Here is a 21,689-nt window from a genome sequence, read left to right on the forward strand (position 1 = left end):
AGCGGGTCGTTTCAATATGGCTGGGGATGGAGGATTCGAACCTCCACTGACGGAGTCAGAGTCCGTAGTCCTGCCGTTAGACGAATCCCCAAATGTCTGGAGCCACCCGGAGGGCAGCGCCAGGGACATGTTAACGCTTGGAGTACTGCGGACGCTTGCGCGCCTTGTGCAGACCGACCTTCTTGCGCTCCACCTCGCGGGCATCGCGGGTCAGGAAGCCGGCGCGACGCATCGGGCTGTGCAGCCCTTCATCGTATTCGGACAGCGCACGGGCGATACCGAGGCGGATGGCGCCGGCCTGGCCAGTGGTGCCGCCACCTTTGACCGTGGCCTTGATATCCACATTCTTCAGCAGGTCGGCCACTTGCAGCGGCTGGCGAACCACCATGCGGGCGGTTTCACGGCCAAAGTACTCGTCCAGCGGACGGCCGTTGACCACGATGTTGCCGCTGCCGGTAGTCAGGAAGACGCGCGCAGCAGAGCTTTTACGACGTCCGGTTGCATAATTCTGGGTTTGAGCCATGTTTCTGTTCCGTTAGGTGGATTTCAGATATCCAGCGGGATTTTAGATATCCAGCATCTGGGGCTGCTGTGCCTGATGTGCATGCTCGGGGCCGGCAAAGACCTTGAGCTTCTTGAACATCGCACGACCCAGTGGATTCTTGGGCAGCATGCCCTTGACTGCGGTCTCGATCACACGCTCCGGCGCCTTGTCCAGCAGCTTTTCCAGGCTGATGGATTTCAGGTTGCCGATGTAGCCGGTGTGATGATGATACATCTTGTCTTTCAGTTTATTACCGGTTACGCGAATCTTCTCGGCATTGACCACAACGATGTAGTCGCCGGTATCCACGTGCGGCGTGTATTCGGGTTTATGCTTTCCGCGCAAACGCCGTGCTATCTCGGTTGAGAGACGGCCAAGGGTCTTGTTTGTGGCGTCGACCACGAACCAGTCGCGGCGCACTTCTGCGGGTTTTGCACTTACGGTCGTCATCTGACTTGCTCCAGCGGAGTAACAATACTAGCGCTTCAAAAAAGAGCGCGAATATTACCGGACCGCACGCGCTCTGGCAAGGCCCAGTTGAACTATATTTAGCCAAAGCCACTCACGGCGATCTCTGGACAAAAAAATAGGCGTAGCAGGGGAGGCTACGCCTTTTTAATAATATAAACCACCAAAGGAGGATGGATGGAGTACTTAAAAATGCATCAACATTTAAAGTTTTAATATCTTCCAATATTATTATTTTAATGTCAACAGTTTTCCTCCCTGCTGTTTAAATTGACATCCCACCCCCTGGCGACGACACTCTGGATCGGCAGCTACCCTGTTTATCCACTACACCATGTCACTCTAATCCAGCGCACCCGTACCTGATTTGAAGGCACACCAGCCATTTAAGCCCGTGAACCCTGAAGAAACACTACTCAAGGAGGCCGACCGCTGCGTCAAGTGCGGCATCTGTCTGCCCCACTGCCCCACCTACACCCTGACCCGGGATGAAGGCGACTCCCCCAGAGGCCGGATCTCGCTGATCCAGGGTATTGCAGGTGGTCAGCTGGATAGTGCACGGGCCAACCGGCACCTTGACCGCTGTCTGAGTTGTCTCGCATGCCAGGCGGCCTGCCCCTCCGGCGTCGACTACAGCCAACTGATCGACGGCATTCGCGCCAGCCGGCAAAAAAGCCGCGGGGAGCGGCTCGCGCACCACCTCATCACCCATCTCCCCTACCGGAGCTGGAGCCGCCTGGGGTTATGGCTCTACCGCCATACCGGCATCCGCCCACTGCTGCGCACCTTGGGCGGTCGGCGCTTTCGCCGCCTGGACGGGCTGCTGCCGGACCAGGCCCGGGTCGGTAGCTGGCGGTCTTGCTATCCGGCAGCAACCTCCCGCCAGGGACGCGTCGGGCTGTTTACCGGTTGTGCCGGACGGATCAGTGACCGCACGGCGCTGGATGCGGCCATTGCCGTGCTGACCCGACTCGGTTTTGAGGTGGTCGTCCCCGACGACCAGGGCTGCTGCGGCGCCATGCATCAGCACACCGGCGACCCGCGGACGGCCGAAACGATGGCCACCATCAACCACAAGGCCTTCGCCGATAAAGAGCTGGATGCCGTGCTCTACCTGGCCAGTGGCTGCGGCACGCAACTGGCCGGACAGCCGCTTCCGGTGCCGGTGTTTGAGATCAGCCAATTCCTTAACCGCTGCCACTGGCCGTATGATATGGCACTCAATCCCGTGGACAGTGCGGTCGGCCTGCATTCACCCTGCACCCTCAGACACCAGCTGAAACTGGCAGACGAACCGGAAAGGCTGTTATTGCGGATCCCCGGCATCCGGCTGATCCGCCTCGACCAGATCCAGTGCTGCGGGGCGGCGGGAAGCTATCTGCTGGAACAGCCGGAGATGTCCGATGCCTTGGGCGCGCGGGCGATCCAACAGCTGCGGGACCTGGAACTGCAATTCCTGGCCACCAGCAACAGCGGCTGCGCCCTGCAGCTCGCCAGCGGACTACGGCAAGCAGGCCGCAAAATCCGCACTGTGCATCCAGTCGAGCTGGTCGAGATCAGCCTGCGGGAGAGGGGATCGGAACAGACCTGACACGCGGGCGGATGCGCTGCCTTTCATGTCCCCCTGCGCTTGACCGGACAGGCCGACCGGCCACTGCAATCACCAGGAAAATCCGGATTTTCAGTAAGCAGCAAAAATCCCCTGGCCCATCGGCCCTGCTGATGACTGAATCCCGTTCAACTGCTATCATTGCGCTCCCTTGGCGCCCGGGAACGAACCGCCCGCAAGCCGATCCTGCGCGGCCGTGCAGGATCGATATGAAATGTCATACTTGGACATTAAACTGTGACAAGAAGCGCCCTGCGTTTGGTTTTCTCCTTCTACTTCAAGGAACGCACATAGCATGAGTACTGTACTGATTATCGGAGCTGGCGGCGTCGGCCGTGTCGTGGCGCACAAATGCGCCCAGGTCGCCGAGGTGTTCAGCGAGATCCACCTGGCCAGCCGCACCCGGTCCAAGTGTGATCAGATTGCCGCTGAAGTGGCGGAGAAGACCGGGCGAACCATCCGCACCGCACAGGTGGACGCCGATAACGTCCCCGAGCTGGTGACCCTGATCAAACAGGTGAACCCGGCCATGGTGATCAACGTCGCGCTCCCCTACCAGGACCTGACCATCATGGACGCCTGCCTGGAGACCGGGGTGCATTATCTGGACACGGCCAATTACGAGCCGCTGGACGAGGCGAAGTTCGAATACAAGTGGCAGTGGGCCTACCGCGAGCGTTTCGAGCAGGCCGGACTGATGGCGCTGCTCGGCTCCGGCTTCGACCCCGGCGTCACCAACGTCTTCTGCGCCCATATGCTGAAACACCACTTCGACCAGATCGACACGGTGGATATCCTCGACTGCAACGGCGGCGACCACGGCTACGCCTTCGCCACCAATTTCAATCCCGAGATCAACATCCGCGAGGTGACCGCCAACGGCCGCTACTTCGAGAACGGCGTCTGGGTGGAGACCCAGCCGATGGAGATCCACCACACCTTCGACTTCGAGCAGGTGGGACCGAAGAAGATGTACCTGCTGTATCACGAGGAGATGGAGTCCCTGTCGCAGAACATCCCCGGGGTCAGGCGCATGCGCTTCTGGATGACCTTCGGCGACGCCTACCTGAAACACCTGGAGGTGTTCCGCAACATTGGCCTGGACTCCATCGAGCCGATCCTGTTCGAAGGTCGCGAGATCGTGCCGATCCAGTTCCTCAAGGCGCTGCTGCCGGACCCCGCCACGCTAGGCCCGCGCACCGTCGGCAAGACCAACATCGGCTGTATCGTCAAGGGCAGCAAGGATGGCCAGCCGGTGTCGCGCTATGTCTACAACATCTGCGACCACCAGGCGTGTTACCGGGAGACCAACGCCCAGGGCGTCTCCTACACCACCGGGGTACCTGCAATGATCGGCGCCATGATGATGCTGACCGGCGAGTGGATGAAGCCGGGCGTGTGGAACATGGAGCAGTTCGATCCCGATCCGTTCATGGCCGCGCTCAATAGCCACGGCCTGCCCTGGACCGATATCGAGACCGATATCGATATCGACGCCCTTCCCGAATAAGGATAGACCGGCCGCATCATGACACTGGACATCTCCCGCATCCCCACCCCCTGCTACGTGCTGGAGGAGGACCGGCTGCGCGCCAACCTGGCCCTGATGGAGCGGGTGCAGCGCGAGTCGGGTGGCAAGATCATCCTGGCGCTCAAGGGCTACGCCATGTGGAGCACCTTCCCGATCATTCGCGAGGTGCTGCACGGTTGTACCGCCAGCTCGCTGAACGAGGCCCGGCTGGCCGCCGAGGAGTTCGGCAAGGAGGTGCATGTCTATGCGCCCGCCTACAGTGACGCCGAGTTCCCGGAGATCCTGAAACTGGCCCACCACCTCACCTTCAACTCCTTCAGCCAGTGGCGGCGATTCGGGCAACAGGCGCTGGCCGCCGGGGTCTCCTGCGCCATCCGGGTCAATCCTCAGGTGGCGGAAGTGGCCGTGGACATGTACAACCCCTGCGGCCGCACCTCGCGCCTGGGGGTCACCCTGGAGGAGTTCCAGCCCGAGGCGCTGGAGGGGATCGAGGGGCTGCATTTCCACGCCCTCTGCGAATGTGGCGCCGACAGCCTGGAACGCACCCTGATCGCCTTCGAGGAGCGCTTCGGCGAGTGGATCCCGCAGATGAAGTGGATCAACTTCGGCGGCGGACACCTGATGACCCGCCAGGGTTACGACGTGGAGCTGCTGATCCGCCTGGTGCGCGATTTCCGCGAACGCTACGATGTGGAAGTCTACCTGGAGCCGGGCGGCGCCGTGGGCTGGCAGACCGGGCCGCTGGTCGCCTCGGTGCTGGATATCGTGCACAACAACATGGATATCGCCATCCTCGACGCCTCGGCCGCCGCGCACATGCCGGATGTGCTGGAGATGCCGTACCGGCCGGCGGTCCGCGGCGCCGGCGAACCGGGCACAAAACCCTACACCTATCGCCTGGGGGGCAACACCTGCCTGGCCGGCGATGTGATCGGGGATTACGCCTTCGAACGGCCGTTGCAGGTGGGCGACAAGATCATACTGGAGGACATGATCCACTACACCTTCGTCAAGAACACCACGTTCAACGGCGTCAATCTGCCTTCGCTGGCCATCTGGACCGCCGAGGATGAATTGAGGATGGTCCGCACCTTCGGCTATCAGGAGTTCAAAAACCGGCTTTCCTGAACTACACCCGGTGCCTACCCGGATGGGTATGCATTCCCACGCAGAGAGACTGTGAAAGAATTGCCAAATGACGCGAAAAGGGGGGTACCCAAACCCTTCCCGAGATGGTGATCGCCTCTCTACGGGCTTCTCAGGCGGTCAATTTTTTTGCCGCGTTGATCAGCCTGAATACTTTCACAGTCTCAGAGCGTGGGAACGAGGAACGGTAACCCGTAGCGCCGGGGCTCAACCTGGTAGGGTGGGCACGCTGTTTGTGCCCACGCGGATGCTGGAGCTTATTCCGCCACCAGCTCAAAATCGTGACTGATCTCCACCACCTGCCCCAGCATGATCGAGGCCGAGCAGTACTTTTCCGCGCTCAGCTTGACCGCCCGTTCCACGGCCTTTTCGGTCAGGCCGGGCCCCGCCAGCCGGAAGTGGACATGGATCTTGGTAAACACCTTGGGATCGGCTTCGGCGCGCTCGGCCTCCAGCTCCACCTCGCAGAGGGTCACCTGGTTTCGTCCCTTGCGCAGGATATGCACCACATCGAACTGGGTACAGCCCCCCAGCCCCAGCAGCAGCATCTCCATCGGCCGGACGCCCAGGTTCCTGCCGCCAAAATCCGGCGGGCCGTCCATGACCACGGCATGCCCACTTCCGGACTCACCCACCATGAGGGTCTGCTCGACCCATTTTACCCGTGCTTTCATCACATACTCGCAAGTTAATAAAGGTTTGCAGACTAGCATACATCGACAATCTGCAGGAGCTCACCTAGAATCCTAGGTGGAACGTTTCATTCCCAGTCCTTAACCAAAGGTCGCCCATGAGCATTATCAAGCCACCAGAACAGGAACCCGCTTTTCTGAAGCCCTTCCTGTCGTTCTGTCACCGACGCCGCTATCCAGCGAAAACGGATATCATTCATCCGGGCGATCGGGCCGATATTCTCTATTATATCGTGGATGGTTCCGTCACCATATTGATTGAAGATGAAGATGGGAAGGAGATCATCCTCACCTACCTCAATAAGGGTGACTTCATCGGCGAAATGGGGCTGTTTCTCGCGCAATCGAATCGCAGCGTGCTGGTGCGCACCCGCTCCGACTGCATGCTGGCGGAGATCAGCTATGCACGCCTGGAGCAGCTGTTTGATGGCGAACTGCGTGACCTTGCCAAGGATATACTCTACGCCCTGGGCGGCCAACTGACCCAGCGCCTGATCCATACCAGCCGCAAGGTCGGCCACCTGGCGTTTCTGGATGTGACCGGCCGGGTCGCCGGCACCCTGCTGGAGCTGTGCAAACAACCCGACGCCATGACCCACCCGGATGGCATGCAGATCCGCATCACCCGTCAGGAGATCGGCCGGATTGTCGGCTGCTCCCGGGAGATGGCAGGCCGGGTGTTGAAAACCCTGGAGGAGCAGGGCCTGGTCTATGTCAAAGGCAAGACCATTGTGGTGTTCGGGACCCGCTGACCGGCAACCGCACCGGGCACACCGCCCAAAGAGCGCCAAAATCCCACCGATGGGCCCATACGCCCCGCTTACCCACCGTCCGAATCAATCCGCCACTGAAATTTTTTCCTGATTACTTCATCACCGTTTCCCGTTTCAGATCATCGGGGGTGTCGAAGCTCTTGTCCGGACCCGCGGAGATCACCCGATACTTCCCGGGCTCCGGTTCGAACCGCAGCGCGGTACCCCAGCCATCCAGCATCTCCTGCTGGCCGATGTCCAGATCCTGCTGCAACCGCTCCAGGGTCACCTGGGCGGGATTGAATCCGGAACCGTACTGAATCATCCACACCTTGATGGAGCGATTCAGCTGCTCCAGCCGGCGACCGGTCTCGGCCCGTCGGAGGTCGGCGGGAGTGGCCGGGATAACCGGCGTCGCGGTGGCGACGGGCGCCGACGACTCATTCCACATCAGCCAGAGCACCGCGACGGCGGCCACGCCGAGCAGACCGGCGAGCAGGACCAGACGCAGGCGCTTCTCCCGGAATGCCCTGTCGTGGGTCTCGACCGTGGTGCTCCGTTGAAAAAAAGTGCCGACATTCTCCGAGTCATCGTCCGATTTGTAGGCGGAGCGCCTGATTGCCGGGGTTGCCAGTACGATATCCTCATCGGCCGCTTCGGGACTGACCGTGGAGAGGGGACGGGTGCGCTCGTCATCCGCGGCCAGTTCAGGTCGGCCCGGCACCCGGGAGGCCTCAGGGGACGCCTCAGGGGATACCTCCGGGGGTGCGACCGGGTCCGGCTGGGCGGATGCTGCGGTGCTGCCGGACGCCCGCCCGGACGGTTTCGCCTCCCCCAGCTTGGCGAGGGGGCCGCTGGGTTCGATGGAACATTCGGCACCGCGCGCCCTGACCTTCTCCAGCAGCCGCTCCGCCTTCGACTTCTCCAGCGTCTTATTGATCCTGAAGCGGCTCCCCTGGATCAGATGACCCGCTTGATCCAGGGGAATCTTGAGCAACTGGGCAAGCGATTGCTGCACCTCATGGTGTTTGAATCCCTTGCGCAATTTGCCGCTGAATACGAGTCGATAATTCGGAGTAGCCATTGTTCTGGTTGTTACCGATAGCGGGAAAAGGACCGGTTAAGGGCTCGCTCAAGAATAATTTCGCAGTACCGAGGGCGTAACTGGGCCACGCTGGCAAGGCACGCTTTGCAGGCAATGGCCGTTCCCTTGGCAAAAAGCGTAACGCAGCCAGCGGGGTCCAGTTGCGACCGAATACCGAAACTTATTTTTGCGCGAGCCCTAAGGCTAGCACAAGCCATCGAAGCGGCGCCACCACCCCAGCACCCGGCGGGGAACAGCCTCTATCCCCACCCCAGCAGCCTCTGTGGCTGCCGGCGACCAAATCGATTTGACGAATCCCTATCCCGACGGGAGCAGTCGCGGTAGGATAAAAGCAGCCAGGGCCAACACCATAAGCCGTTAAAATACAACTTAAATCAACTGAATTTATAGGCCCAGTAACTTACTCTATGGACCGCTAACCAGATGAAGAAAAACGGATCCCGGATGCGACATTTCAGTCTCACTCTATTACTGCTTGTCACCGCCCCCTTCTCCCCGCTGCCGGCCGCGGAAACCCTGGCCACCGGCAGCGCCCGACTGACCGACATCCCGCGCGAATACCGGCTGGACGGGGTGGTCGAGGCGACCAACCAGTCCACCATCTCGGCCCAGACCAGCGGCCAGGTGGTGGAGATCCGGGTGGACGTGGATGACTTTGTCGAACAGGGGGCGGTGATCATCCGCCTCAAGGATACCGAGCAGCGCGCCCGGCTGGAGCAGGCCGAGGCCGACCTGCGGGCCGCCAATGCGGTCGTGCAGGAGGCCAGCCGGGATTATGAGCGGACCCGGGAGATCTTCCAGCGCAAGCTGGTGGCGCAGTCGGCGATGGACAAGGCGACCGCCAACCTGCAGGCGTCCCGCGCCCGCCAGGAGGCCGCCAGCGCCGCCCTGGACCAGGCCAGGGAACAGCTGGAATATACCCGCATCCGCGCCCCCTATGCCGGCATCGTCACCGAACGCCTGATCGAGACCGGCGAGACCGCCGCGCCGGGTCAACGACTGATCAGCGGCATCTCACTGGAGCAGCTGCGGGTCTCGGTCGATGTCCCTCAGAGCCTGATCCCGAGCATCCGCGAGCAGGCCCGGGCGCGGGTACTGCTGCCGGATGGCAGCGCGGTGGAGTCCACCGACCTCACCGTCTTCCCGTTTGCCGATCCGGCCAGCGGCACCTTCCGGGTGCGACTGCAGCTCCCCACCGGCGTAGCGGGTCTGTTCCCCGGCATGCTGGTGAAGACCCGTTTCGAGATCGGCACCATGCAGCAGCTGCTGATCCCCGCCGCCAGCGTGGTCTACCGCAGTGAAGTGACCGCGGTCTATGTGGTGGATGAGGCGCAGCGACTCTCGCTGCGCCATATCCAGACCGGCCATAAACGCAACGGCGACATGATCGCGGTGCTCTCCGGCCTGGAAGAGGGCGAACGGGTAGCCCTCGACCCGGTCGAGGCGGGGAGCCGGCTGAAACTGCAGCCGCCCGGGCATCCCCCGGCCACGGGACCGGCCGATGAGTAGGCTGGGTATCTCGGGCCGCATTGCCGAGCGCTTCCTCTCCACCGAGATCACCCCCCTGCTGGCCCTGGTGGGGCTGCTGCTGGGGCTGTTCGCCATCCTGGTGACCCCGCGGGAGGAGGAGCCGCAGATCAACGTCACCTTTGCCAACGTATTCATCCCGTTTCCCGGCGCCAGCGCCACGGAGATCGAAAACCTGGTGGCCACCCCGGCCGAACAGGTGCTCTCGGAGATCGAGGAGATCAAGCATATCTACTCCGTCTCCAGTCCGGGCATGGCCACGCTCACCCTGCAGTACCAGGTGGGGGTGGATCGCACCGACGCCATCGTGCGCCTCTACAACAAGGTCTTCTCCAACCAGGACTGGCTGCCGCCCAACCTGGAGGTGGGGCAGCCGATCATCAAACCCAAGGGGATCGACGATGTGCCCATCGTCACCCTGACGCTGCGCTCGGACGACCCGCAAACCGGCGCCTATGAGCTGGGTCAGGTGGCCCATGCCATCGAGGCGGAACTGAAACGGGTGCCGGGGACCCGGGATATCTACACCATCGGCGCGCCCACCCGGTTGGTGAGCGTGCGGCTCGACCCGGAGGCCCTGGCCGGCTACCGCATCGACCTCAACCAGTTGCGCCAGAGCCTGCAGGCGGGCAACAGCGTGCGCGATGACCTGACCATCACCCGCGACAACCGGGAGATCCTGGTGCAGGCCGGCAGCTTCCTCACCCACAGCGAGGAGGTCGGTGACCTGGTGGTGGCCAGCCATGCCGGCCGGCCGGTATTCCTGCGCGACGTGGCCGAGATCCGCCAGGGCCCGGACACACCGGACCAGTACGTCTGGCTGGGCGCCGGCCCCGGCGCGGCCGCCAAGCAGTTGACCCTGGAGGGCACCGCCCCGGCGGTCACCATCGCCATTGCCAAGAAGCCCGGCACCAACGCGGTGGATATCGCCAACGCGGTGATCCAGCGCTTCGACCAGCTGAAGGGCACCTTCATCCCCAGCGACATCAAGGCCACCGTCACGCGCAATTACGGCGAGACCGCCGACACCAAGGCGAAACAGCTGATCAGCAAGCTGATCTTCGCCACCCTCTCGGTGGTGCTACTGGTGCTGATTGCCCTGGGCTGGCGTGAATCCCTGATTGTCGGCGCGGCCGTGGTGGTGACCCTGGCCATTACCCTGTTCGCCTCCTGGGCCTGGGGCTTCACCCTCAACCGGGTATCCCTGTTTGCCCTGATCTTCTCCATCGGCATCCTGGTGGACGACGCCATCGTGGTGGTGGAGAACATCCATCGCCACCTGGCGATGGGCAGCCGCAACCTGTTGCAGGCAATCCCCGCCGCCGTGGACGAGGTGGGCGGGCCCACCATCCTGGCCACCTTCACGGTGATCGCGGCGCTGCTGCCGATGGCCTTCGTCACCGGGCTGATGGGGCCCTACATGAGCCCGATCCCGATCAACGCCAGCCTCGGCATGCTGATCTCCCTGGCAGTGGCCTTCATCTTCACCCCCTGGCTCACCCACAAGATACTGGGCCGCTCCAGCCACCAGGATCACCAACCGCCGGCGGGCGGCCCGGCCAACCCGCTGATGCAGCGGGTCTTCAACCGCATCATGCCGCCGTTCCTCGCCGGTGGCCGGGGACGGGCGATGCGCTGGCTGCTGCTGGCGTCGGTGCTGGTGCTGATCGCCGGCTCGTTTGCCCTGGTGGCGAACCAGGCGGTGGTGCTGAAGATGCTGCCGTTCGACAACAAATCGGAGTTCCAGGTGATGCTCGACATGCCGGAGGGCACCAGCCTGGAGCGGACCGCCCAGGTGCTCGACAGCATGGGGCGCTATCTCGGCGGCGTGCCGGAAGTGACCGACTACCAGGTCTATGCCGGCACCTCCGCGCCGATCAGTTTCAACGGCCTGGTGCGGCAGTATTACCTGCGCCGCGGCGCCCACCTGGGGGACATCCAGGTCAACCTGGTGGACAAGGGATTGCGTGAGCGCAAGAGCCACGAGGTGGCCCTGGCGGTGCGCGACCCGCTGCAGGCGATCGCCCGCCGCTTCGACGGCAACGCCAAGATCGTGGAACTGCCCCCCGGGCCGCCGGTTCAGGCCCCCCTGGTGGCCGAGGTCTACGGCATCGACTATGACGGACAGATCCGCGAGGCCAAGGCACTGCGTGAGCTGTTTGAGACCACGCCCGATGTGATCGATGTGGACGACTCGGTGGAGTACCCCTCGGAGAAGATCATCCTGCAGGTGGACCGTGTCAAGGCGGCCCGGCTCGGCGTTGCCCAGGCGGAGATCACCCGCACCCTGGGGATGCTGCTGACCGGTGAGGACGTCAGTTACCTGCACGGCGAGAATCTCAAATATGCCGTGCCGATCCGGGTCGAACTCCACCCCGGAGACAAAACCGACATCACCCAGTTGCTGACCTTGCGACTCCAGGGGGCAGCGGGTAACTGGATCCCCCTGTCGGAAATCGTCACCCCGCTGCAGGGCCGGCGTGCCCACGCCATCCAGCACAAGGATCTGTTGCCGGTGGTCTATGTGACCGGGGACATGGCCGGCGTGACCGACAGCCCGCTGTATGGACTGTTCGCCATCGCCGAGCGGCTGAAGAACGCGGATGGGCTGGAGCAGTGGTTCCTCAGCCAGCCGCAGAACCCCTACGAGTACAGCCTGAAGTGGGACGGCGAGTGGCAGATCACCTATGAGACCTTCCGCGACATGGGCATCGCCTACTCGGTGGGCCTGCTGCTGATCTATCTGCTGGTGGTGGCCCAGTTCCGCTCCTACCTGGTCCCGCTGGTGATCATGGCCCCGATACCGCTGACCCTGATCGGCATACTGCCGGGCCACGCCCTGCTGGATCGCCAGTTCACCGCCACCTCGATGATCGGCATGATCGCCCTGGCCGGGATCATCGTGCGCAACTCCATCCTGCTGGTGGACTTCATCAATCAGCAGGTACGGGAAGGGATGGCGCTGAGCGAGGCGGTGGTACTGTCGGCGGTGGTGCGGGCCAAACCGATCATCCTCACCGCCCTGGCGGCGATGGCCGGGGCCTTCTTCATCCTGGATGATCCGATCTTCAGCGGCCTGGCGGTCTCCCTGATCTTCGGGCTGCTGGTCTCCACCCTGTTGACCCTGGTGGTGATCCCGGTGGTCTACTACGCGGCGATGCAGAACCGGATCGAGCGGATTACCAGCGGGTAAAGCGGTTTCTTTCCTGCCGTAGGGGCAGGCCCCCGTGCCTGCCCGGCCCTGAGAATAGCCGGGGTCGCGTTCGTTAAGGGGTCGTTAAGGGGTCAGACCCCTTAACGCCTGTGTCTATTCATCCCACCAGCCGGTCGAAGATGCGGAAACCGGCCACATAGGTGCCGACGGCCGAGCCCAGGGTGCTGAACAGAAACACCAGCAGGGTACGGGAGACCCGGTTGCGCCACCAGCCGCGCACCTGGGTGGTATCGTGCTTGAGACGGGAAAAATCCCCCACCTGCGGTTTGCGCAGATAGAGTTCCGCCGCCGCGGTCACCATGCCGGCCCCAACCGTGGGATTGAGCGAGGTGATCGGCGCCGCAACAAACGCGGTGAGGATGGTCAGGGGATGTCCCGTGGCGATCAGCGCACCCAGCGCCGACAGCGCGCCATTGATCAGCACCCAGTCCATCACCAGCTGCCAGCCCAGCTCCGGGCTGCGCAGGAAGCCAATGACGAAGCCGCTGATCACCAGCGCCACGATCAGCCAGGGGATCAGCCGCGGCCAGCGGCTGGGGGTGGGCAGGTGATCCAGCTTCTCGATCACCCGGGCCGGCCGCTCCATGCCGCTATCCAGGTAGGCGCGGATACCCTTCAGGTGGCCGGCACCAACCACCGCCAGCACCCGTTCCGGGGACTGCTCCTGCAACTCCTGCAGCAGTCGTGCCGCCATGTAGCGGTCCCGTTCATCGATCAGCGGCGTGAACAGGTCCTTGCGGTCCTCGGCGAACTCGGCAAATGTGTGTTCCAGCACATCACCCTCTTTCAGCCCCTCGATATCCGCCTCGCTCACCTCGTCCCGGGAGATCAGGCTGCCCAGCAGGCCGGCAAACAGGCCGAAGCGCTTCCACCAGGGCACGTTGTGCAGCACCCGTCGCAGGGTCACGCCGATCTCGCGGTCGATCAGCAGCACCGGCTTGTGATGCGCCTGGGCATGGCGGATCGCCGCCAACTGTTCCGCCCCCGGCTCGATGTCAAACTGCTCGGCCAGGCGCTGCTGATAGGCGCCCAGGGCCAGGTTGGCCGCCACCATGCTGACCTTGCCTTCCCGCACCACCTTGAACAGGTCCATGCGGGCAAGGGCATCGGGATCGAGGATGGCATGGTAGCGACTGGGGCAGAGCTCCACCGCCACCGCGTCATAGGTGCCGCTGTCGAGCAGCTCCCTGACCTTGTCCGCACTGGCGCGCGAGACGTGGGCGGTCCCCAGCAAAGTGACTTGGCTGTTGCCGATCCGGACCTCGAACAGAGGCTCCTGTTCCACGCTTTCTGACATCAATCTGGCTCCTTTCTAGGCGGTGCATCATATCTGTTCAACCCCGCTTTGTCTTTCCCGATCAGCCGGGGCAGCGGGATCGCCGGCGGCCGAGCGGGCCGCCAATCGGGTGATCATTTCGCCATTGAGGCCGGCCCGACGCCGACCCTTTGCAGCCACATAGCGCCCACCCGTTCGCATCAGGCGAAAACGAATCGGTGTATAAGGGTCGCGGTGAAAATAAATCATCCCAAGATCGCACAGCAATCGGTCTGCTCACAAGGCGTGCAAAGGGGCGCAAAGCTGGCCTATGCAACCCTTTGCACAACGCCGTGAGCGGGCCGAGGGCGAAGCGAGATGGAATGATTTATTTTTTCCGCGGCCCTAACACCGCCTGCGTACAATTTTTCACTGATCCGGGTTACACTGCCGGCACTGAATTAAGGAGCGAAGAATGACCGGAACCGTCCTCAGAACCGTTGGGCTTATGGCAATCCTGATCTTGCTGACGGGATGCAAGACCCTAAACCTGATGCAGGATAAAAAGGAGGAGACGCTGCAGGACCGGCTGAAGGCCTACCAGTCGACCGTGCGTTGGGGCTATCCGGGACAGGCGTACAACTTCCTGCGCAAGGACATTGCCGCCCAGACCCCGGTCCCGACCAATCTGGGCAATGTCAGGGTCACCGACTACAAGGTGATCCGGCTGCCGGATCTGGTGTCGGAAAACCAGGCGACCCAGACCGCCGTCATCGGCTTCATTTTCGATGACCGCCAGGTGGAAAAGACCGTCCATGACCAGCAGCTCTGGGAGTACGACCCCGAGGCCGAAACCTGGTTCCGCATCAACCCGATCCCCGAGTACCGCTGATGGCGAAAACCCACCGACCGGCCAACGGCGGGCGCGTGCTGCTGATTACGGCGGCCTTCGTCATCGTGGTGGCCGGGATGCGCGAGGCCCAGGGCATCCTGGTGCCGTTCCTGCTCTCCGGGTTTATCGCCATCATCGCCGCCCCGGCGCTGTTCTTTCTGCGCGCCTACCGGGTGCCGTCGGTGATCGCCATCATCCTGGTGATCCTGGCGATCGCCTCCAGCGGCCTGTTACTGGGGGTGCTGGTGGGCGCCGCGGTGGACGACTTCTCCTCCCAGCTGCCCGTCTATCAGGCCAAGCTCAAGGTACTGACCGGCGCCGCACTGCAGTGGTTGTCGGGACTGGGGGTGCCACTGCCGGAACAGACCTTCTCCAAGCTGCTCGACCCGGCCAGGGCGATGTCCATGGCGGCACAGGGGCTGAGCAGCCTGGGCGGGCTGCTGACCAACACCTTCCTGATCCTGCTCACGGTGGTATTCATCCTGCTGGAGGCCTCCAGCTTCCCGGGCAAACTGCACCGCATCCTCGCCAACCCGGAGCAGTCGGTCCCCCACTTCGACCAGTTCCTCGACAACATCAAGCGCTACATGGTGATCAAGACCGCCACCAGCCTGCTCACCGGCGCCATCATCTACCTCTGGCTATTGGTGGTCGGGGTGGACTACCCGGTGCTGTGGGGGGTGATCGCCTTCTTCCTCAATTTCGTGCCCAATATCGGCTCCATTATCGCCGCCATTCCCGCCCTGCTGCTGGCACTGGTGCAGCTGGGGCCGGGCGGCACCGCCTGGGCGGCGCTCGGTTATCTGCTGGCCAACAATCTGGTGGGCAACGTGATCGAGCCGCGCTTCATGGGCAAGGGACTGGGGCTCTCCAGTCTGGTGGTGTTCCTCTCCCTGGTGTTCTGGGGCTGGGTCCTGGGGACCGTCGGCATGTTCCTCTCCGTGCCCCTGACCATGACCATCAAGATCGCCCTGGACAGCAACGACGACACCCGCTGGCTGGCGATCCTGCTCGGCCCCGAGGTCGAGGATGAGCCTGACCAACCGAAACCGGGGGGCCTGCTGCGCTGGCGGCTGCCCCAGAAACCAGAGCCCGACGAGTAGCAGCTATGTCATCACTCAGATTCAGCACCTTCCCCGGCAAACGCGAACGCCACCTGCTGCGCAAACAGCACAACCCGCTGTTCCCGGAGCCGCAGCGCACCATCACCCCGGCCCAACTGGAACAGGCCCAGCGCCTGGATCATGAGGAGTTGGTGGAGTTCATCAGCGGCTTCCGCGCCCTGGTCCACGAGGCGACCCAGCTGCCCGAAAACGCCGGGAGCGAGCGCATCCTCGCCATCAAGGAGCGGCTGGACCAGACCTATGAGCAGGCGGCCCGCATGGCGGACGACCAGCACGAGATCCAGCAGGGGGTCGAGAAGCTGGTGGCGGTGGTGATGCAGGCGGTACGCAAGGGCGCGGGCAGCGATCCGCTGGCGCTGCAGGAACTGGCCGACGAGGAGGCCGCGCGCGCCACCCATTACGCCCTGCTGGCCTACCCACTGGTGGCCGACCTGCTGGATCCGGATTCGGTGATCAGCGAGCAGGAACTGCTGCCGAGCCTGCTCTCCGCCTCGCCGGAGGCGCTACGGGCGGCCCGCTCCCTGTTCGACCCGGCCCAACTGGAAGCGCTGGCGGAGGCGGGAAAGAGCCTGTTGGATGAAACCCCGGACGTTCCCGACGAAGCCCGGGCCCGACTGCTGGAGCTATCGCTGCAGCGGGACAATTGACCGGGGCCTGTCAATCGTAGGGGCACCCCCCGTACAAATTGTAGGGGCAACCCCCGTCAAAATCGTAGGGGCAACCCCCCGTGGTTGCCCGCAGGTCGCGGTGTGATGGTCAAAGCCGGGCAGGCACAGGGGCCTGCCCCTACGGAGATCCCCCTCCTGCCCAAAACGTAGGGGCAACCCCCGTCCAAATCGTAGGGGCAACCCCCCGTGGTTGCCCGCAGGTCGGTGTGATGGCCAAGCCGGGTAGGCACAGGGGCCTGCCCCGACGGACGCCGGTGGGCGACCGGTCTCACAGCAACACCCGCTCGATGCCCCCCTGCATCACCCGCTCGACGAAGGTCTGCTGCCAGTTCTCGCCCAGCCGGTCGCGGGCCAGCTCCTCGACGATGTAGGAGACCTCCAGGCCGGTCTCGTCCTTGAAGCGGTTCAGCCCCTGGGTACAGGCGGGGCAGGAGGTGAGCATCTTCACATTGCCGTTGACCGCCCGCTCGCCGCCGCTCAGCGCCTTGATCCCTTGCTCCAGCTCCTCCACCTTGCGATAACGCAGCTGGCTGGCGATATCCGGGCGCGCCGTCCCCAGGGTGCCGGCCTCGCCGCAGCAGCGGTCGGACAACAGCACCTTCTTGTCCATCAGCTTCGACGCCACCTCGGTGGGGTTGTACTGCTTCATCGGGCTGTGGCAGGGATCGTGATAGAGATACTGGGTGGCGTCGCCGTGCGCCAGCACCACCCCCTTCTCCATCAGGTATTCGTGGATATCCAGCAGCCGGCAGCCGGGGAAGATCTTCTCAAACTCGTACTTCATCAGCTGATCGATACAGGTGCCGCAGGAGACGATGACCGTCTTGATGTCCATGTAGTTGAGGGTGTTGGCGACGCGGTGGAACAGCACCCGGTTGCCGGTGGTGATCTCCAGCCCCTTGGCGTGCTGACCGGCGGCGGTCTGGGGATAGCCGCAGCAGAGATAGCCGGGCGGCAGCACCACCTCGTTGCCCAGCTCGTAGAGCATGGCGATGGTGGCCAGGCCGACGTCGCTGAACAGCCGCTCGGAGCCGCAGCCGGGGAAGTAGAAAATGGCATCCGACTCGTCGCTCAGCTTGGCCGGGTCGCGAAAGATCGGGATCATGCCGCTCTCCTCGATACCCAGCAGGGCGCGGGTGGTCTTCTTCGGCAGCTCCACCCGGATCGGCCGGCGCACCAGCTCCACCGCCAGCGCCTTGGGCTCCGGGCGGCCGGTGGTGGCGGCCGGGATCTGCCGGCCACGCCCCAGCAGGCCGGCGCGCCGGAACAGCGCGTGGCCCAGTGCCAGCCCCTTGAAGCCCCACTCCAGCATGCCCTTGCGCAGGCTGCGGATGGTACGCGGGTCGGTGGTGTTGAGGAACGACATGGCCGCCCAGGTGCCGAGATTGCGCCGTTTCTTGCCCTGCTCGGTGAGGATCTTGCGCATGCGCACGGTGACCTCTCCGAAGTCGATATTGACCGGGCAGGGGTTGAGGCACTTGTGGCAGATGGTGCAGTGGTCCGCCACGTCGTTCATCTCCTCGAAATGGCGTAGCGAGATGCCGCGCCGGGTCTGCTCCTCGTAGAGGAACGCCTCGATGATCAGGCCGGTACCGAGGATCTTGTTGCGCGGCGAATAGAGCAGGTTGGCGCGCGGCACGTGGGTCATGCAGACCGGCTTGCACTTGCCGCAGCGCAGGCAGTGCTTGATGTCGTCGTTGAGCTCGCCCAGCTCGCTCGCCTCAAGGATGATCGCCTCCTGCTGGACCAGGCGCAACGACGGGGTGTAGGCGCCGTCCAGGTTGGAGCCGGGCATCAGCTTGCCGCGGTTGAAATGGCGTTCGGGGTCCACCCGCTCCTTGTAGGCGACGAAGTCGCGCAGCTTCTCCTCCTCCATGAAGCGGATCTTGGTCAGGCCGATGCCGTGCTCGCCGGAGATCACCCCGTCCAGGGACTTGGCCAGCGCCATTATGCGCTCCACCATGCGCTCGGACTCGTGCAGCATCTCGTAGTTGTGCGAGTGCACCGGGATGTTGGTGTGCACGTTGCCGTCGCCGGCGTGCATGTGCAGGGCAACGAACAGGCGCGCATCGCGGATCTCGGCATGGATGGCGTTGAGCCGCTCCTGCACCGCCAGCATCTCCTGGCCGGCAAAGATCTCGTTCAGCCGTGTCATCACCTCCTTGCGGTAGTTCTGCACCAGGTCGCGCCGCAGCATCATGTCCAGCAGGCTGTCACCGGGCCGCAGTTTTTCCAGCTCCCGCTCCCGCAGCAGTACGCGATGCGCCTCCGCCGGGGCCTCCAGGTGGTCCAGTATCTGCCGCCAGCGCTGCTCGGCCGTGTCCACCACCTCGCAGGCGGCGTCCCGCTTGGCCTGAAGGATGGCGCGGCTCTCCTCCGACTCCTCGTACTCCTCCGGCAGCCGCAGCTCCGGCATGCGGCCGCGCAGATAGGCCAGCACCGCGCGCATAATCTGCAGCTTGTTGCTGATCGACTGCTCGATATTGATCTGTTCGATGCCGCGGCTGTACTCCGCCAGCCGCTCCAGCGGGATCACCACGTCCTCGTTCACCTTGAAGGCGTTGGTATGGGCGGAGATGGCGGCGGTACGGCTGCGGTCGAGCCAGAAGCGGCGCCGCGCCTCGGGGCTGACGGCGATGAAGCCCTCGCCCTCGCGGGCGTTCACCAGACGCACCACCTCGGAGGCGGCCTGGGCCACCGCCGTCTCGTCGTCCGACACCAGGTCGGTGATCAGCACCATCTTCGGCCGCTCGCGGCGCGGCGCCTTGGTGCTGTACTTGACCGCCTTGATATAGCGCTCGTCCAGGTGCTCCAGTCCCACCATCTCCACCCCCTCGGTGGCGGCGATGCGGTCGCGGATCTCGATAATGGCCGGCACCGCCCTGGAGAGGTCAGAGCCGAAGAATTCCATGCAGACCGTGCGCACATGGTCCGGCATGCGGTGCAGGATGAAGCGCGCCGAGGTGATCAGACCGTCGCAGCCCTCCTTCTGCGCCCCGGGCAGGCCGGAGAGGAACTTGTCGGTGACATCCTTGCCCAGACCCGCCTTGCGGAAGCTGGCACCCGGCATCGCCAGGATCTCCGGCTCGCCAAGCGGGCGCTTGCCGTCCGCCAGGTAGCGGGTGATGCGGAAGCTGACCCGCTCCTGCTCGTGGATCTTGCCCAGGTTGTGGTCCAGCCGCTCCACCTCCAGCCAGTTGCCGTCCGGCATCACCATGCGCCAGGAGACGAGGTTGTCCAGGGTGGTGCCCCAGAGCACCGCCTTCTTGCCGCCGGCATTCATGGCAATGTTGCCGCCGATGGTGGAGGCGTTCTGGGAAGTCGGATCCACGGCAAAGGCGAGGCCGTGCCCGGCGGCCAGGTCGGAGACCCGCTTGGTCACCACCCCGGCGCCCGCCTCGACCGTCGGGACCTTACCCTCAACTCCCGGCAGTTCCCTGTATTCAACGGAGCCCAGTTGTTCCAGCTTTTCGGTGTTGATTACCGCGCAGTAGGGATCCAGGGGTACGGCCGATCCGGTATAGCCGGTACCGCCGCCGCGCGGGATGATGGTCAGGCCGCTGTCGATACAGGCGCGGACGATCGGTGCCACCTCCTCCTCCCGGTCCGGGCAGATCACCACGAATGGCACCTCGACACGCCAGTCGGTGGCGTCGGTGGCGTGGGAGACCCGCGCCAGGCCGCCAAAGTCGACGTTGTCGCGGCGGGTGATCCTGGCCAGTGCCCGGCTTACCCGGCGGCGCAGCTCCTGGTTATGCTGGAAGCAGGCGGAGAACTTCTCCACCGCCACCCGCGCGGCGTCGAGCAGGCGGATGGCGTCCGCGTTGCCGTTGGTGCGGGCCTCGAACTGGTCCAGCCGGTGCTTGAGGGCATCGATCAGGGCGCCGCGGCGCGCCGCATCCATCAGCAGGTCGTCCTGCAGATAGGGATTGCGCACCACCACCCACATGTCCCCCAGCACCTCGTAGAGCATGCGCGCGGAGCGGCCGGTCCGGCGGCTGCCGCGCAACTTCTCGATCACCTGCCACATCTCCCCGCCGAGGAACCGGATGACGATCTCCCGATCGGAAAACGAGGTGTAGTTGTAGGGTATCTCGCGGATACGCTGGGGTTCGATTGCAGGATCGGCCATAGGATCTAAATAACTCGGCAGGAGGCGTTACTTGTGATATCAGCTGCTTATGTACGCCCAAGGCGTATTAATACAGGGAGAGTGGCGTATTTTATCCCAATCCGGACTGAAACAGTAGGTCTTGCATGCGGAATCGCCCGGGGAAACCATTGAAATTGCAAGGTAAGTCATTACCAGTGAGGTGTACAGCCCGGCGCCATCCCCGGTACGGAAACGGCAGTCGAGCGCCTCGAAATGTAATGATGGCGGATGGACTCTCGCCAAGGCGCCAAAGGCGCAAAGGTGTAACTACTCACGGGGTGATTGGCCTGCCTTGTTGACCGATCCTGGTCCAGCTATGGTGTGAGGCCAGCAAGGCAGGCCGATCGCTTTCAGACCGGGTGAGTAGTTACGCAAAGGTTAAAGAAAAGAAGGGTTTTTCTTGGCGTGCTTAGCGTCTTTGCGAGAGTAAAGATCCTTTTTATCAGGCAGGCACGGGGCCTGCCCGGTTCCGACGCCAACCCGCCTCGGGCAACCATGGGGGTTGCCCCTACGAATGGTCCGGGATGCAGCTACCAAGGTGGGCCTGCAAGGTGGATCAGGGGAATTCGAGCCCCACCTCGTCCACCGACAGCATCCGTTCGATACTGCAGGCGACCAAAAATCCCCCGCCCGGCTCCTCTTCGACCCCCGCTTCGATCGGAGCGCAGCGAATCACCTTCACCACCGCGTGCAGCGGCGGGGTGATGGCCTTGCCGGGCTGGATCTCCACATTCAGCGTCGCCCCGGCGGCCAGTTCCCGCCCGATCCGCAACTGCAGCCCGCCGGCGCTGAGATCCTTGACCGTGGCGTTCTGCACGGCAGCATCACCCGCCACCCGATAACGCGCCGCACAGTCCACCGCCATGCGATAAAAGTCCCGCTTCTCTGCATAGTCCTGCATTGCTCACCCCTGTCGAATTGTTATTCAAGTCCCCTGGAATCACTCTCCCGGCCAGGCCGGTACGATCGAAAAACCATACCATATCGATGGAAAAACACACTATCCCTA

General features: G+C 63.5%; 16 protein-coding genes and 1 tRNA gene. 9 read left to right on the top strand and 8 right to left on the bottom strand.

What is annotated here, in order from left to right:
* Window positions 1-17: 17 nt before the first annotated feature.
* From O9K64_RS20625 to rplM, 3 genes are all read right to left on the bottom strand, one after another.
* A tRNA-Gln gene (locus O9K64_RS20625) sits at window positions 18-91 on the bottom strand.
* 39 nt (window positions 92-130) lie between these two features.
* Window positions 131-523: a 30S ribosomal protein S9 gene (gene rpsI / locus O9K64_RS20630; protein WP_260294371.1), complete on the bottom strand. Its 393-nt coding sequence runs from the start codon at window positions 521-523 to the stop codon at window positions 131-133.
* A 42-nt stretch (window positions 524-565) separates the two neighbouring features.
* The gene (gene rplM, locus O9K64_RS20635; RefSeq protein WP_260294370.1) at window positions 566-994 is read right to left on the bottom strand and encodes a 50S ribosomal protein L13; all 429 of its coding nucleotides are present in this window, start codon (window positions 992-994) and stop codon (window positions 566-568) included.
* Window positions 995-1,406: 412 nt separating this feature from the next.
* Between rplM and O9K64_RS20640 the strand changes: the two genes are divergently transcribed.
* From O9K64_RS20640 to nspC, 3 genes are all read left to right on the top strand, one after another.
* Window positions 1,407-2,603: a (Fe-S)-binding protein gene (locus tag O9K64_RS20640; protein WP_275100000.1), complete on the top strand. Its 1,197-nt coding sequence runs from the start codon at window positions 1,407-1,409 to the stop codon at window positions 2,601-2,603.
* A gap of 313 nt (window positions 2,604-2,916) precedes the next feature.
* Window positions 2,917-4,131, top strand: coding sequence for a saccharopine dehydrogenase family protein (locus tag O9K64_RS20645; protein ID WP_275100001.1), 1,215 nt, complete (start codon window positions 2,917-2,919; stop codon window positions 4,129-4,131).
* A gap of 18 nt (window positions 4,132-4,149) precedes the next feature.
* The gene (nspC, locus tag O9K64_RS20650) at window positions 4,150-5,280 is read left to right on the top strand and encodes a carboxynorspermidine decarboxylase (RefSeq protein ID WP_275100002.1); all 1,131 of its coding nucleotides are present in this window, start codon (window positions 4,150-4,152) and stop codon (window positions 5,278-5,280) included.
* 275 nt (window positions 5,281-5,555) lie between these two features.
* Here the strand turns inward: nspC and O9K64_RS20655 are convergent, their stop codons facing one another.
* Window positions 5,556-5,972 (bottom strand): OsmC family protein, encoded by a 417-nt coding sequence (locus O9K64_RS20655; protein ID WP_275100003.1) that lies wholly within the window; start codon window positions 5,970-5,972, stop codon window positions 5,556-5,558.
* A 116-nt stretch (window positions 5,973-6,088) separates the two neighbouring features.
* On the opposite strand from O9K64_RS20655, the gene crp reads away from it, so the two are divergent.
* Window positions 6,089-6,742, top strand: a complete 654-nt coding sequence (gene crp / locus O9K64_RS20660) for a cAMP-activated global transcriptional regulator CRP (protein ID WP_275100004.1) — start codon at window positions 6,089-6,091, stop codon at window positions 6,740-6,742.
* A gap of 112 nt (window positions 6,743-6,854) precedes the next feature.
* Here crp and O9K64_RS20665 read toward each other — a convergent pair whose 3' ends face one another.
* Complete coding sequence (locus tag O9K64_RS20665) at window positions 6,855-7,826, bottom strand: hypothetical protein (protein ID WP_275100005.1); 972 nt, start codon at window positions 7,824-7,826, stop codon at window positions 6,855-6,857.
* 465 nt (window positions 7,827-8,291) lie between these two features.
* Here O9K64_RS20665 and O9K64_RS20670 point away from each other — a divergent pair, with 465 nt between their 5' ends.
* Window positions 8,292-9,356, top strand: coding sequence for an efflux RND transporter periplasmic adaptor subunit (locus O9K64_RS20670; RefSeq protein ID WP_275100006.1), 1,065 nt, complete (start codon window positions 8,292-8,294; stop codon window positions 9,354-9,356).
* Window positions 9,349-12,567 carry an efflux RND transporter permease subunit gene (locus tag O9K64_RS20675; RefSeq protein ID WP_275100007.1) on the top strand — a complete coding sequence of 1,073 codons (3,219 nt, stop codon included), beginning with the start codon at window positions 9,349-9,351 and terminating at the stop codon, window positions 12,565-12,567. The genes O9K64_RS20670 and O9K64_RS20675 overlap by 8 nt, the downstream gene beginning before the upstream one ends.
* A 118-nt stretch (window positions 12,568-12,685) precedes the next feature.
* Here O9K64_RS20675 and O9K64_RS20680 read toward each other — a convergent pair whose 3' ends face one another.
* On the bottom strand, window positions 12,686-13,885 hold the full coding sequence (locus tag O9K64_RS20680; RefSeq protein ID WP_275100008.1) for a TraB/GumN family protein: 1,200 nt from the start codon (window positions 13,883-13,885) through the stop codon (window positions 12,686-12,688).
* 466 nt (window positions 13,886-14,351) lie between these two features.
* Between O9K64_RS20680 and O9K64_RS20685 the strand changes: the two genes are divergently transcribed.
* From O9K64_RS20685 to O9K64_RS20695, 3 genes are read left to right on the top strand one after another with little or no spacing between them, the layout of a single operon-like run.
* Complete coding sequence (locus O9K64_RS20685) at window positions 14,352-14,735, top strand: hypothetical protein (protein WP_275100009.1); 384 nt, start codon at window positions 14,352-14,354, stop codon at window positions 14,733-14,735.
* Complete coding sequence (locus tag O9K64_RS20690) at window positions 14,735-15,838, top strand: AI-2E family transporter (RefSeq protein WP_275100011.1); 1,104 nt, start codon at window positions 14,735-14,737, stop codon at window positions 15,836-15,838. Before O9K64_RS20685 ends, O9K64_RS20690 begins: the two co-directional genes overlap by 1 nt.
* Before the next feature lie 5 nt (window positions 15,839-15,843).
* Entirely contained in the window at window positions 15,844-16,506 is a 663-nt protein-coding gene (locus O9K64_RS20695) for a hypothetical protein (RefSeq protein WP_275100012.1), read from the top strand.
* Window positions 16,507-16,795: 289 nt separating this feature from the next.
* On the opposite strand, the gene O9K64_RS20700 is transcribed toward O9K64_RS20695, so the two are convergent.
* Window positions 16,796-20,659 (bottom strand): DUF3683 domain-containing protein, encoded by a 3,864-nt coding sequence (locus O9K64_RS20700; RefSeq protein WP_275100013.1) that lies wholly within the window; start codon window positions 20,657-20,659, stop codon window positions 16,796-16,798.
* Between the two features lie 577 nt (window positions 20,660-21,236).
* Window positions 21,237-21,581, bottom strand: a complete 345-nt coding sequence (locus O9K64_RS20705) for a PilZ domain-containing protein (protein ID WP_275100014.1) — start codon at window positions 21,579-21,581, stop codon at window positions 21,237-21,239.
* Window positions 21,582-21,689: the final 108 nt, after the last annotated feature.

Origin of the sequence: Sedimenticola hydrogenitrophicus, from assembly GCF_029017505.1 — a bacterium.
Taxonomy (GTDB): domain Bacteria; phylum Pseudomonadota; class Gammaproteobacteria; order Chromatiales; family Chromatiaceae; genus Sedimenticola; species Sedimenticola hydrogenitrophicus_A.